A 13894-nucleotide genomic window follows, 5' to 3' on the forward strand; every position below is an offset into this window, starting at 1 on the left:
TTGATCACGCTTTTGCCGGCGGGCCTATGCTAGTTTGAGCGCAGAAAACGTTTACTGTTTGCCGTTACCAGGACAAGTTATGCAAAAATTTAATCCGGTGGATCATCCGCATCGCCGCTATAACCCGTTAACCGATCAGTGGATCCTGGTGTCACCACACCGGGCGAAACGCCCGTGGCAGGGTGCCCAGGAGACGCCGGCACGTGAGACGCTGCCGGCGCACGATCCCGACTGCTTCCTGTGCGCGGGCAATACCCGTATCACCGGCGATAAAAATCCTGATTACACCAACACTTACGTCTTTACCAACGACTTTGCTGCGCTGATGGAGGAGACCCCGGATGCGCCGCAGAGCGACGATCTGCTGATGCGCTGTGAAAGTGCCCGCGGCACCAGCCGGGTGATTTGCTTTTCGCCCGATCACAGCAAAACGCTGCCGGAGCTGTCGCTGAGCAACCTTGAAGCGATTGTAGCGACCTGGCAGCAGCAGAGCGCGGAGCTGGGTCAGCACTATCCGTGGGTGCAGGTTTTTGAGAACAAAGGCGCGGCCATGGGCTGCTCTAATCCGCATCCGCACGGTCAGATCTGGGCCAACAGCTTTCTGCCGAATGAAGCGCAGAAAGAGGATGATAACCAGCGGCGTTACTTTGCCGAAAAAGGCACGCCGCTGCTGCTGGATTACGCGGCACGCGAGCAGCAGGACGGCAGCCGTACCGTCGTGGAGACGGCGCACTGGATCGCCGTGGTGCCGTGGTGGGCCGCCTGGCCGTTTGAAACCCTGCTGCTGCCCAAAACGCACGTCAAACGCCTGACCGAACTCAGCGCTGAGCAGAGCAGCGACCTGGCGCGCGCGCTTAAGCTGCTGACCAGCCGTTATGACAACCTGTTTCAGTGCTCATTCCCCTACTCAATGGGCTGGCACGGCGCGCCGTTTACCGAAGAGACCGGCGATCACTGGCAGCTGCATGCGCATTTCTATCCACCGCTGCTGCGCTCGGCAACGGTGCGTAAATTTATGGTCGGCTACGAGATGCTGGCTGAAACCCAACGTGATTTAACGGCGGAGCAGGCAGCAGAACGTCTGCGCTCTGTCAGCGATATCCATTTTCGTGAGGCGCAATAAATGTCTTTGAAATCGACTACCCGGCAGCTGTTCGCTGACACCTTTGGCTATGCCGCCACCCACACCATTCAGGCACCGGGCCGCGTAAACCTGATTGGCGAACACACTGACTACAACGATGGTTTCGTGCTGCCGTGCGCTATCGATTATCAGACGGTGATCGCCTGCGCACGCCGCGACGATCGCCAGGTACGGGTGATCGCCATGGATTATGACAACCAGCAGGATAGCTTCTCGCTGGATGCGCCGATTGAACCCGTAAAGGAGCCTATGTGGGCCAACTATGTGCGCGGCGTGGTGAAGCATCTGCAGCAGCGTGACGCCGGCCTCGGCGGCGTGGATATGGTTATCAGCGGCAACGTGCCGCAGGGTGCCGGTCTCAGCTCTTCAGCCTCACTGGAAGTCGCCGTCGGCACCGTGTTCCGCGAACTGTGGCAGCTGGATCTGGATGGCGCGGCGATTGCGGTTAACGGCCAGGAGGCGGAGAACCAGTTTGTCGGCTGTAACTGCGGCATTATGGATCAGCTTATTTCGGCGCTGGGCAAACGGGATCACGCCATGCTGCTCGACTGCCGTACCCTGGCGACCCGGGCGGTGCCAATGCCGGATAATGTCGCCGTGGTTATTATCAACAGCAACTTCCGCCGCTCACTGGTGGGCAGTGAATATAATACCCGTCGCGAGCAGTGTGAAACCGGCGCGCGCTTCTTCAACAAACCGGCGCTGCGCGACGTCACGCTGGAGGAGTTTGAAGCACGGGCACATGAGCTGGATAAGCTGGTGGCGAAGCGCGTGCGCCACGTTATTACCGAAAACGCCCGTACGCTGGAAGCAGCCGACGCGCTGAGCAAAGGCGATCTTGAGCGTATGGGCGAGCTGATGGCGGCCTCACACGCCTCTATGCGTGACGATTTTGAAATCACCGTGCCGGCAATCGATCAGCTGGTGGCGATTGTCAAACAGGAAGTGGGCCCGCACGGCGGCGTGCGCATGACCGGCGGCGGCTTTGGCGGCTGCATCGTGGCGCTGATGCCGGCAGATCGGGTGGATCAGGTCAGAGCGGCGGTGGCAGAAAAATATGAAGCGCAGACCGGTATCAAAGAGACCTTCTACGTCTGTAAAGCGTCAGAAGGAGCGGGTCAATGGTAAGCGACGTCAACTCTCATGCGCCAGACGGACAGCCGTGGCGCATAACGGTGCTGCGCAACCGTAACGGCATGGTCGCCACCTTTATGGACTGGGGTGCCACCTGGCTTTCGGCGCGCGTGCCGATGCAGGATGGCAGCGTGCGGGAAGCGCTGCTGGGCTGCGCCACCCCGTCAGATTATCTGCATCAGGATGCCTATCTCGGCGCCACGATTGGCCGCTATGCCAACCGTATCGCACAGGCTGAGCTGAAGACGCTTTCGCTGAAGCTGGCTGCAAATCAGGGGCCGCATCAGCTGCACGGCGGACCGGAGGGGTTTGATAAACGCCGCTGGCAGATTGTCAGTCAGAGCGACAGCAGCGTGCACTACCGGCTCGACTCACCAGAGGGCGATCAGGGCTATCCGGGTAATCTTATCGCCTCGGTAACGTATGAGTTGACGGAAGATAATACGCTGGCGATCCGCTATCAGGCAGAAACCGATTGCGCCTGTCCGGTCAACCTGACCAACCACGCCTACTTTAACCTTGATGCGCATCATGGTGACGCCCGCCAGCATCGGTTACAACTGCAGGCAGACCATTACCTGCCGGTAGACAGCGAGGGCATTCCTGATGCGCCGCTGAAAGCCGTTGCGGCAACCAGCTTCGACTTCCGCCAGCCTAAACGCGTGGCGGATGAGTTTCTGGCCGATGCCGATCAGCAGGCAGTCAAAGGCTACGATCACGCATTTTTGCTGAACGCTAAAGGTGACATCACGCAGTGTGCCGCCGGACTCTGGTCCGCTGACGGCGCGCTGCAGCTCAGCGTGTTTACCACGGCACCTGCGCTGCAGTTCTATACCGGCAACTACCTGGCGGGAACGCGCGCCCGCGAGCAGGAGAGCTATACTGCTTTCCAGGGCATTGCGCTGGAGAGTGAATTTTTACCCGATTCGCCTAACCATAGCGAGTGGCCGCAGCCCGATTGCTGGCTGCAACCCGGTGACATCTGGCGCTCAGAGACGCGGTATCGCTTTACGGCACACTGAGACGACGGCTGAAAAACGCGCACTGCGTATGCGACAGACTTACGCCGTGCGCCGTTTTCCGTTATGGTATGGCGCTATCAGTGTGCCGCCGCTTCAGGCGGCCGCAGCCGGGTTCATTACTAATCTACTTAAGCATTAAGGAGTAAAGCTATGGCCGTAACTAAGCTGGTTCTGGTCCGTCACGGCGAAAGCCAGTGGAATCAGGAAAACCGCTTCACCGGATGGTATGATGTGGATCTCTCTGATAAAGGTCGCACCGAAGCAAAAGCGGCGGGTCAGCTGCTGAAGAAAGAGGGCTTCGTGTTCGATTTCGCCTATACCTCCGTGCTGAAACGTGCCATCCACACCCTGTGGAACGTGCTGGATGAACTGGATCAGGCCTGGCTGCCGGTAGAGAAAACCTGGCGTCTGAATGAGCGTCATTACGGCGCACTGCAGGGGCTGGATAAAGCAGAAACCGCGGCTAAATATGGCGATGATCAGGTTAAACAGTGGCGTCGTGGTTTTGCCATTACTCCGCCAGAACTGGATCGCAACGATGAGCGTTTCCCTGGCCATGATGCACGTTATAAATCACTGACCGATGCACAGCTGCCAACGACCGAAAGCCTGGCGCTGACCATTGATCGCGTCATCCCTTACTGGAACGAGACCATTCTGCCGCGTATCAAAAGCGGTGAGAAAGTTATCATCGCCGCACACGGTAACTCGCTGCGCGCACTGGTAAAATATCTCGATAACATGAGCGAAGATGAGATCCTCGAGCTGAACATCCCGACCGGCGTGCCGCTGGTGTATGAGTTCGATGAAAACTTCAAGCCTATCAAACACTACTATCTGGGTGATGCCGACGAGATCGCAGCGAAAGCCGCGGCCGTGGCAAACCAGGGTAAAGCGAAGTAAACGATCGCAGTCATCAAAAGGCCAGACATCCGTCTGGCCTTTTTTATGCGTCACTCTCAGCCGCGGCGGGTCCGGATCGCCTGCGCCAGCTGACGCAGCGCTTTTTCCGTATCTTCCCAGCCAATACAGGCATCGGTCACACTCTGACCATACACCAGCGGTTTTCCGCTCTCCAGGCTCTGATTACCCTCAACCAGATGGCTCTCAATCATCACACCGGTAATCGCCTGCTCGCCGCCGGCGATTTGCTGTGCCACGTCTTCCGCCACTACCATCTGCCGCTGGAACTGCTTGCTGCTGTTGGCATGGCTGAAATCGATCATTACCTGCGGACGGAGACCCGCTTTTTCCAGACCGCTCTTCACTGCCGCAACGTGTTCAGCGCTGTAGTTTGGCTCTCTGCCGCCGCGCAGGATGATGTGGCAGTCTTCGTTGCCGCGCGTCTCAACAATGGCCGAGTGGCCATATTTGGTCACTGACAGGAAGCAGTGCGGCGCGCTGGCGGCGCCGATGGCGTCAATAGCGACTTTGATCGTGCCGTCGGTGCCATTTTTAAACCCTACCGGACAGGAGAGACCGGAAGAGAGCTCGCGATGCACCTGTGATTCAGTGGTACGTGCACCGATGGCGCCCCAGCTCATGAGATCGGCCATATATTGCGGCGTGATCATATCCAGGAATTCACCGGCAGCCGGCAGCCCGGTATCATTGATATCTACCAGCAGCTTACGTGCCAGGCGCAGCCCCTCATTAATCTGAAAGCTGCCGTCCATGTGAGGATCGTTGATCAGCCCTTTCCAGCCTACCGTGGTGCGCGGCTTTTCAAAATAGACGCGCATCACCACTTCCAGCTCACCGCTCAGCTCATCGCGCAGCGTCAGCAGGCGGGCAGCGTACTCTTTCGCCGCTGCCGTGTCGTGAATTGAACAGGGCCCGATAACCACCAGCAGGCGATCATCCTGGCCATGCAGGATCCGGTGAATGGCCTGACGCGCCTGCGATACGGTCGCCGCCGCATTCTCCGTTGCCGGATATTTTTCCAGCAGCGCAACCGGGGGAAGTAACTCTTTGATCTCTTTGATACGTAAATCGTCGTTCTGGTAATCCATACTTATTCCATTCAGATTTTTGTCCTGCGTGCGCCGGACGTAACCTGTTCAATCTATCCCTTCAGCCGCCATGAGTAAATTAAGAGCGTCATGAAAATGCTTTTGTCTTATTTGCATTTATACAGCCATCGACTAAGCTTTTTAAACGTAAGCACTGAGGAACGAGTCGCTTACACTATATTTTTTTACGCCGAACACTCCTGACGAAATTTAATTTCGTTACGGCCCGCTTTTTTCGTCACACAGCACCCGTGGGTGTCAAACGGCAACTATCCATTTATTACAGGAGCATAATGATGAATAAGTTTGCAATTGTTTTTCTGACGGCAGCAATGACTCTGGGTAGCGGTGCAGCGATGGCTGCAAGCAACAATGGACAGGCCAACGCATCAGCTGAAGCGGGTGCAACAGCAGGCGGCGCAAAACAGAATCTGCCTCCGCACAATGTTGATAACAACGATATCAACACCGGCAACACCAATACCAACGGCGCAGCAATGTCAGGCACTGAGTCAGGCGATATGTCTGCAAAAGAGATGCATAAAAACACCATGTGTAAAGATGGCCGCTGCCCGGACATGAACAAAAAAGTCGAAACCCAGTCGGGTAGCGACAATGTAAATACCAAAACCGACGGCACTACCCAGTAAGGGATGTCTCTGCGGTAATCAGGGCGAGCGCAGGCTCGCCCTTTATTTTTTCCGGCCACGCTTTTCCGCTATGCTAACCGCCATGAAATTCACAGGAACGGTGTCATGGCTACCCTACTGCTTATTGACGATCACCCGCTGGTCGAAGTCGCGCTTCAGGCTGCCTGCCAGCACGCCCCTATCCCTCTGCAGCTCTATGCAGCCGCGGATGAATTTCAGGCGCGCACCTGCCTGCAGCAGCACGCTATTGACGTGATCATTCTTGATATCGGCCTGCCGGATTGCGATGGTCTGGAGCTGCTGCGCCGCCTGCGCGCGCGTGATGCACAGCGCCCGGTGCTGATTTACTCTGCCCAGCAGAGCCGCCATACCTTGCTGAGCGCAGCCTCGCTGGGAGCGGCAGGCTATGTGGTGAAAAGCCAGAGCATGGCCCAGCTGCTCAGTGCCATCCTCGCGGTACTGGGAGGGCAGCAGGCTTTTCCGCCGCTGCCGGAGCGGCTGGACCTGCCGCTGACGGAGAAAGAGCAGCAGATTGTGGCGCTGCTGGTGCGGGGTCTCTCTAACCTGCAGATTGGTGAACAGCTGCATATCAGTAATAAAACCGTCAGCACGCATAAAAAAAATATCATGGCCAAAACAGGCGTGACCTCAGTAGTTGAGCTGGCTGAGCTGTGGAAAGCGCAACAGTGAAGTGGCTCTGGCTGTTGTGTCTGCTGCTGGCAGCCAGCGTGCGCGCTGAACTGCTGCCCGCCAGCAGCGTCATGCTGCCTGCAGTGATGCCCGCACCTCATGCTGCGCCACCGCCGGCCGCGCAGCTGCGCGTGGCGGTGCCGGTGCAGAATAGCGCGCCCTGGTCAATGCGCATCGGCGATCGCCTGTGGGGGATTGATGCTGACTATCTCAGCGCCCTCAGCCAGCAAAGCGGCGTGCGGTTTCAGCTGCAGGGCTACCCTGACCGGACAGCGCAGCTGCTGGCGCTGAAGCGCGGCGAGGTTGACCTGGCCCTGACCACCGAAAGCACGCCGCTGCCTGCCGGCGCCTCGCTCAGCACCAGCTGGTTCAGCACGCCGCTGCGTATTTACCGCAATCGTGAGAATCAGCGCGCGGTGATGTTTAACAGCGACAATGCTCAGCTGACGATTGCCGGCAGCACGCTGACGCAGCTGCCGCCCGCGCTGGCAGCACGCCACCGCTGGCATCCGCTGGCTGGTAATTTGCAGGCGCTCTACGCCCTGCTCAATCAACAGAGTGATTATCTGGTCGCCGATGAAGCCAGTGCTAACTTCCTGCTCAGCCAGCTGCAGCAGGGAGAGATCTACCAGATCACCGCCGATCCGGACGCGGTACTGACGCTGCGCACGATCGCCCGCGATCCGGCGCTGACAACGTGGATCGATACCCAGCTTCGTCTGCTGCCGGCGGAGTTCAGCCGCCAGGTTGCACAGCGCTGGAGCCCGCCGCTGCCGCGCTATCAGGATACGCAGACGCTGATGCTGAGTCAGGCAGAGCAGCAGTGGCTGGCGGAGCATCCCGTTGTCACCTACGCCGCTGCGCCGGATAATGCACCCTGGAGTTACCGTGACGCCAGCGGTAACGCACGCGGTTTCGGTATCGATCTGCTTAATGCGCTGAGCCAGAGCACCGGCATCCGCTTCACGCCGCGCTGGGTTGCTAATCCGCAGCAGGCGCAGGCGCTGCTGGCACAGCAGACGGTAATGCTTACTCTGCTGGAGCCGCTGGATACGCCTGATGCAGCCTCCACCACGCTTCCGGTATGGCGTGCTATCTGGGGTGTTTACAGCCGGATGCCGCTTGCGCCTGCCGACTGGTCCTCACTGCAGGGTAAACGTCTTGGCGTGCTGCGCGGCGATCTGGCCCGTCAGCTGCTGCCTGCGGGCATTACGCCCCAGTGGTTTGACGATCGAACCCGGCTCTGGCAGGCGCTGGGCAGCGGACAGATTGATGCGCTGGTGGATAATGTCATCTCTGCACGCTGGCATCTGGCCAGCCGCGATGACACCGCGCTGCGCCTGGCCTTTGCCGCCAGCGATATCGCCTGGCCGATGGCGCCCCGGGTGGCGCCGCAGCAGCCGCAGCTGCGCGCCTTACTCGATCGCGCGCTGCAGCAGATACCACCAGAAACGCTGAACCAGATGCGCGCAAGCTGGGCCCAGCCGCCGCAGCCCGGCAGCACGATGATGATGCGCAGCATACCGAAACTGGTGCTGTTTGCGGCAGCGCTGATGATGACGGCGCTGCTGCTGCTGCAGCTGCGTCATGTGCTGCAGCAGCGGCGTGAACGACGGCAGCGTGCGGAAGCGGAGCGCGCCAGTGCGGCTAAAAGCCAGTTTCTCGCGACCGTCAGTCATGAGTTGCGCACGCCAATGCAGGCGATCCTTGGCCTGCTGGAGCTGGAACAGCAGCAGCATGTGCCCGCGCGAATGGCGCTGATGCACAGCAGCGCCCGCTCTTTGATGACGTTGCTGAACGACTTGCAGGATCATGCGCGGATTGAGAATCAGAGTTTTCGCCTGACGCCGCGCCCGCTTAATCTGTCCCGCTGGCTGCAGCAGCAGCAGCAGTTCTACCATCCGCTGATGCGTGCTGACGGCCCGCAGCTGCGCGTAACGGCCCTGACGCCGCTGCCCGCGAGCGTACTGCTGGACGGCGATCGCCTGCAGCAGGTTATTAATAACCTGGTAGCCAATGCGCTGAAGTTTACCCGTGAAGGCGAGATCAGCCTTACGCTGGCGGTACAGGAAAAGATCACGCTTGTTGTATCGGACAGCGGCAGCGGTATTCCGCTCAGCGAGCAGGCCCACCTGTTTGAACCGTGGTATCAGGCGCCGTCTGGCCGGCGTCATGCGGTACAGGGCAGCGGGCTGGGACTCTTTATCTGCCGGGAAATTATACAGCGTATGGGCGGTACGCTGCAGCTGCGCTCTGCGCCGGGCCAGGGCACGCGCGTCAGCGTGACGCTGCCGCTCACGCCCTGCGACATCCCGGATGCCGGCGACGATCCGGTCTGGCCGCGTTACCCGCAGCTGCGGGTGGCGATTGTTGACGATCATCCGACTAATCTGCTGGTGCTGCAGCAGCAGCTGGCTGCGTTTGGCGTCCAGGCTGACACCTTTGATGCGGGACGCGCCCTGCTGCTTGCCGATGCCCGGCAGCCGTTTGATGTGCTGTTTATCGATCAGATGATGCCGCATCCCGACGGTCTGACGCTGCTGCGCATTCTGCGCCGCCGCCAGCGACAACGGCCGCGCCCTGCCCTGCGCGTTATCTGTTCCGCCGACGTGCAGCGTTTACGCCTGCCGCTGCAGGCGCATGAGGCGCAGCTGGTGAAACCGGTTACGCTGCAGGCGCTGGCCGCGCTGCTGGCGCAGGCGCAGCCCGATCCGCTGGCGCAGCTGCCGGCAACGCTGCAGCAGCTGGCTCAGCACGACGCCAGCTGGTTGCCACGCGTCTGTGAGACACTGCAGCGCGCCGTCACGCAGGATCGCGATGCGCTGCTGCAGGCCAGCGGTCAGCACGACTGGCCTGCCGTTGAAAAAGCCGCCCATCGTCTGAAAGGCAGCTGGCTGATGCTCGGCATAGAAGAGGCTGCCGGAGAGTGTCAGCAGCTGATTGACGCCGCGAAACAGCAGCAGCCCCGTCCTGATACACTCAATTTGCTGATATTATTAACCAACAAGCTACTTAACCAACTGGAACGCTATGGCACATTCTCACTCTCACGGTGACCACAATGCTAATCGCACCCGCCTGGCGGCGGCGTTTGGCGTCACGGCACTGTTTATGCTGGCCGAAGTGATCGGCGGCCTTCTTTCAGGTTCCCTGGCGCTGCTGGCCGACGCCGGACATATGCTGACCGATGCCGCCGCCCTGCTGATGGCGCTGCTGGCGGTGCAGTTTGCGCGCCGTAAACCCAATGCGCGGCATACCTTTGGCCTGCTGCGTCTGACCACGCTGGCCGCGTTTGTGAACGCGATTGCGCTGCTGGTGATTACCGTGCTGATTGTCTGGGAGGCGATCCGCCGCTTTACTCATCCGCAGCCGATCGAGGGTGGCCTGATGCTCGGCATCGCTATCGCCGGGCTGTTTGCTAACCTGCTTTCATTCTGGCTGCTGCACCGTGGCAGCGACGAGAAAAATCTCAACGTGCGCGCCGCCGCGCTGCACGTTCTGGGAGACCTGCTTGGCTCTGTAGGCGCTATTGCCGCAGCGGTTATCGTTATGCTCACCGGCTGGACGCCTATCGATCCGATCCTTTCCCTGCTGGTTTCCATACTGGTAGTACGCAGCGCCTGGGCGCTGCTGCGCGAGAGCCTGCATGAGCTGCTGGAGGGCGCGCCGGTGAATATCAATATTGATAAGCTGGCGCGCGAGCTGAAGCTGAATATTGATGAGGTGCGTAACGTTCACCATATCCATCTGTGGCAGGTAGGTGAGAAGCCGGTGCTCACGCTGCATGTTCAGGTGGTGCCGCCGTACGATCACGACGGCCTGCTGCACAAAATCCATCACTATCTGCATCAGCACTATCAGATTGAACATGCCACGGTACAGATGGAGTATCAGGCGTGCAGCGGGCCCGACTGCGCGCTCGGATCAGAACACGCGGCTGATGACGATCATCATGCGGTGCTGGACGGGCACGCGCATCATCATCACTAACCCGCCAGCGCACGTGAGCCCTGCTCGCGTGCGCTCTGTATCCACATACGCGAGCCGTTCAGCGCAATCAGCGTAAGAATGGCGTACTCCAGCGACATCGCATACACCCCCTGACGGGCAAAAATCATCACGCTTATTACGTTGATGACCACCCACAGCAGCCAGTTTTCGACATATTTACGCGTCATCAGAATCATCGCTACGATGGAAAGCACCATCATGCAGGCATCCCAGAAGGGAAAGGCGTCAGGCTGCAGCTGCGGCATGCTGACCTGCAGGCCCATTCCCTGCATGATCTGCACCGCGCTGCGGGTGAGGAAACCAAACACCACATCGATATAGCGCGTCATCAGCGCAATTGCGATAACGCAGGCGGCCCCCCATCCCAGCGCTTTCGGCAGCGACAGCCAGCGAATTTTTAACGCGCGCTCATGATCACTGGTTTGCCGGCTCCAGGCGTACCAGCCATAAAGATTGGCAGCAAAGAAAAAGAGCTGCAGCAGCAGGCTGGCGTAGAGCTGGATTTGAAAGAAAATCACCGCAAACAGCGTGACGTTGATCAGACCAAACAGGTAGTTGCTGATTTTTTCCAGGCTGGCCAGCCAGATGCAGAGCAGCCCGGCCAGTGTGCCGATCGCTTCTATCCATGAGAGATCGTACCCTCCCACGCCAAAGGGGATATGTACCAGGATATTTTGCGTGCTGAAAATGTCCATTACGGGCTCCTGTGCCTGAAATGCGCGATGCAGAGTAAAAACCAGGGTTGATTGACTGCGGCGCTGCACGAAATCACATCGCTGCACCTGTGTTTTATTTAATTAACAACAGATGCCAGAAAAATACTACAAAGAACAATAAATGGCCATTGAGTTTTTTATACTAAACAAGCGGCGCATCCGGTTTTTTGCCGGCCAGCTCCAGCTCCAGTAAAAACGCTTTAACCGGCAGACCACCGGCAAAGCCGGTAAGTTTGCCGTTGCTGCCAATAACACGATGACAGGGGGCCATAATAGAGAGCGGATTTTTGCCGTTGGCAGCGCCCACCGCGCGTACGGCTTTGGGATGGCCAATCTGCTCGGCTATCTGCCGGTAGCTGCGCGTTTCTCCAAACGGGATAGTCAGCAGAGCTGCCCATACCTTTTTCTGAAACGGTGTGCCCAGGGTGTCGTAGTTCAGGGTAAAACACTGCCGTGTGCCGGCAAAATATTCCTGCAGCTGGCGTTCAGCCTCGCACAGCACCGGATGCTGGTCATTACGCGACAGCGGCGTCAGCGGCACGCGCTGCGATCCTTCATTTTCCCACAGCACGGCTGCCAGCCCTTTATCGCTGGCAATCAGCGTCAGCTCGCCGACCGGTGTCACAATGGTTTTTGTATGGTACATAACAGACCTCCGCAGTGGATCACTCCCGACTATTATTGCATTAATCACGCCGCAAACTGGCTGTTTTCGGACAGGCACATAAACTGATTAGCTGTCCGAAAGCAGCGTGTTTCAGCCACCGGACTGCGCCATGATGCCCTTTATTTACCGGAGAAAACGATGCTGGATCCCGAAATTGCTTACCAGGCGCTGACGTCACGCGACAGTCGCTTTGACGGGCTGCTCTATGTGGGCGTGACCTCAACCGGTATTTACTGTCGTCCCGTCTGCCCGGTGCGCAAACCGCTGCTGAAAAACTGCCGCTTTTTTAATAACGCTGAGGCGGCGGAAAAGGCGCGCTTTCGTCCGTGTCTGCGCTGCCGCCCGGAGCTGGCACCGGGATGTGCACCGCTTGATAACCATCACCGCATTGCCGACCGCCTGATCCGGCGCGTTGAAGAGGGCATGCTGGAAGAGCAGACCTCGCTGGCTGAGATTGCCGGTGAGTTCTTTCTGAGTGAACGACAGCTGCGACGCGTTATTCAGCAGGAGCTGGGCGTTTCGCCGCTGGAGCTGCGTCAGACGCGGCGTATGTTGCTCGCCAAACAGCTGCTGACCGAAACCGCGCTGCCCGTAACGGAGATCGCTTACGCCAGCGGCTTTCGCAGCCTGCGTCGCTTTAATGACGTGTTTCAGGCGCGCTATCGCATGACGCCTTCTGCGCTGCGCAGGCAGAGTCAGCCGGAGGGCGCTGCCCTGCCGCAGCAAAGTGCGACCCTGCAGCTGAGCTATCGTCCCCCCTATGACTGGGCGGCGATGCTGGAGTTTCTTGAAGCGCACGTCATGAAGCAGGCTGAATGGGTGGCCGATGGCGCTTATCACCGTACCGTGGCGCTGGGCGGGTGTCGCGGCTGGGTGCGCGTCAGCGCCCTGCCCGATAAGCATGCGCTGCAGGTTGAGTTCACCACCTCACTGACGCCGGTACTGCCTGCCCTGCTGCGCCGGCTGCGCGATCTGTTTGACCTGGATGCCCAGCCGCAGGCGGTCAGCGATCTGCTGAGCCGCGATCCGCTGCTGGCAGAGAGTCTGGCCCGTCATCCGGGCCTGCGCGTGCCCGGTGCGTTCGATGCGTTTGAACTGAGCGTACGCGCCATCCTTGGCCAGCAGGTTACGGTTAAAGCGGCTGTAACGCTCAGCAGTCGTCTGACAGAGCGGTTTGGCGAGCCGCTGGTGACGCCCTGGCCGGCGCTCTCCCGCTTATCTCCGGATGCGGCCACGCTGGCAGCGGCGACGGTCGATGATATTGCCGTGCTGGGCATCGTCAGCGCCCGTTCAAATGCGATTATCGCGCTGGCTCATGCCTGCGCCAGCGGCGCGCTGCGCTTTAACGGCTCCCTGCCACCGGATACCGTACAGCAGCAGCTGCTGGCGCTGAAGGGGGTCGGACCATGGACCGCCAGCTATATCGCCATGCGGGCGCTGCGCTGGCCTGACGCCTTTCCAAAAGAGGATATCGCTATCCGGAACAATCTCGGCGGCGTGACGGCCAGGGAGGCAGAGCAGCTGTCACAGGTATGGCGTCCGTGGCGCAGCTATGCCGTGCAGCATATCTGGAAAAGTCTGATGCCCGAAAAAGCCCCCCGGAAAAAGCCGGCACGGTAGCGGCCAGGGCGCCATAAATGGCGCCCCTGCGGATAGATGGGCATATTCCGTCAACGCAAACGCATTACCGCTCCTCATACCCGTAGGGGTCGCATTAATGCGACCCTGGCGTGTTAATGCGACCCTGACGCGTTCATTAACCATCGGGGGGTTATACGCGGCCAGGACGCCATAAATGGCGCCCCTACGTATGGATGGGCATATTCCGTCAATGCATTACCGCTCCCC

At 59.2% G+C, this 13894-nt stretch carries 12 protein-coding genes; 9 read left to right on the forward strand and 3 right to left on the reverse strand.

All coding sequences use genetic code 11. The features are described from left to right. The first annotated feature begins 79 nt into the window (after nucleotides 1–79). The 4 genes from galT (at nucleotide 80) to gpmA (ending at nucleotide 4203) form a co-directional block, all read left to right on the forward strand. Nucleotides 80–1123: a galactose-1-phosphate uridylyltransferase gene (galT, locus tag BBA90_RS14790; RefSeq protein WP_065649822.1), complete on the forward strand. Its 1044-nt coding sequence runs from the start codon at nucleotides 80–82 to the stop codon at nucleotides 1121–1123. Further along, nucleotides 1124–2272 carry a galactokinase gene (galK, locus tag BBA90_RS14795; protein ID WP_065649823.1) on the forward strand — a complete coding sequence of 383 codons (1149 nt, stop codon included), beginning with the start codon at nucleotides 1124–1126 and terminating at the stop codon, nucleotides 2270–2272. Next, nucleotides 2266–3300, forward strand: a complete 1035-nt coding sequence (gene galM, locus BBA90_RS14800; protein ID WP_065649824.1) for a galactose-1-epimerase — start codon at nucleotides 2266–2268, stop codon at nucleotides 3298–3300. The genes galK and galM overlap by 7 nt, the downstream gene beginning before the upstream one ends. A gap of 150 nt (nucleotides 3301–3450) precedes the next feature. Next, nucleotides 3451–4203 (forward strand): 2,3-diphosphoglycerate-dependent phosphoglycerate mutase, encoded by a 753-nt coding sequence (gene gpmA, locus BBA90_RS14805; RefSeq protein ID WP_065649825.1) that lies wholly within the window; start codon nucleotides 3451–3453, stop codon nucleotides 4201–4203. A 56-nt stretch (nucleotides 4204–4259) separates the two neighbouring features. Here the strand turns inward: gpmA and aroG are convergent, their stop codons facing one another. Beyond that, nucleotides 4260–5312, reverse strand: a complete 1053-nt coding sequence (gene aroG, locus BBA90_RS14810) for a 3-deoxy-7-phosphoheptulonate synthase AroG (RefSeq protein ID WP_065649826.1) — start codon at nucleotides 5310–5312, stop codon at nucleotides 4260–4262. Nucleotides 5313–5608: 296 nt separating this feature from the next. On the opposite strand from aroG, the gene BBA90_RS14815 reads away from it, so the two are divergent. From BBA90_RS14815 to zitB, 4 genes are all read left to right on the forward strand, one after another. Beyond that, entirely contained in the window at nucleotides 5609–5962 is a 354-nt protein-coding gene (locus BBA90_RS14815) for a YbgS-like family protein (RefSeq protein WP_084798769.1), read from the forward strand. 105 nt (nucleotides 5963–6067) lie between these two features. Then, nucleotides 6068–6652, forward strand: a complete 585-nt coding sequence (locus tag BBA90_RS14820; protein WP_065649828.1) for a response regulator transcription factor — start codon at nucleotides 6068–6070, stop codon at nucleotides 6650–6652. Next, nucleotides 6634–9708: an ATP-binding protein gene (locus BBA90_RS14825; protein ID WP_240484893.1), complete on the forward strand. Its 3075-nt coding sequence runs from the start codon at nucleotides 6634–6636 to the stop codon at nucleotides 9706–9708. The genes BBA90_RS14820 and BBA90_RS14825 overlap by 19 nt, the downstream gene beginning before the upstream one ends. Continuing rightward, complete coding sequence (gene zitB / locus BBA90_RS14830; RefSeq protein WP_065649829.1) at nucleotides 9683–10642, forward strand: CDF family zinc transporter ZitB; 960 nt, start codon at nucleotides 9683–9685, stop codon at nucleotides 10640–10642. Before BBA90_RS14825 ends, zitB begins: the two co-directional genes overlap by 26 nt. Here the strand turns inward: zitB and pnuC are convergent. Then, nucleotides 10639–11358, reverse strand: coding sequence for a nicotinamide riboside transporter PnuC (gene pnuC / locus BBA90_RS14835; RefSeq protein ID WP_065649830.1), 720 nt, complete (start codon nucleotides 11356–11358; stop codon nucleotides 10639–10641). The two genes, zitB and pnuC, sit on opposite strands and share 4 nt — an antisense overlap. A 163-nt stretch (nucleotides 11359–11521) precedes the next feature. Continuing rightward, nucleotides 11522–12025, reverse strand: a complete 504-nt coding sequence (locus BBA90_RS14840) for a methylated-DNA--[protein]-cysteine S-methyltransferase (protein WP_065649831.1) — start codon at nucleotides 12023–12025, stop codon at nucleotides 11522–11524. A gap of 159 nt (nucleotides 12026–12184) precedes the next feature. On the opposite strand from BBA90_RS14840, the gene BBA90_RS14845 reads away from it, so the two are divergent. Next, entirely contained in the window at nucleotides 12185–13666 is a 1482-nt protein-coding gene (locus BBA90_RS14845; protein ID WP_065649832.1) for an AlkA N-terminal domain-containing protein, read from the forward strand. The last annotated feature ends 228 nt before the right edge of the window (nucleotides 13667–13894 follow it).

Source organism: Pantoea eucrina, assembly GCF_001691555.1.
In the GTDB taxonomy this organism is placed as follows: Bacteria; Pseudomonadota; Gammaproteobacteria; order Enterobacterales; family Enterobacteriaceae; genus Pantoea; species Pantoea borealis.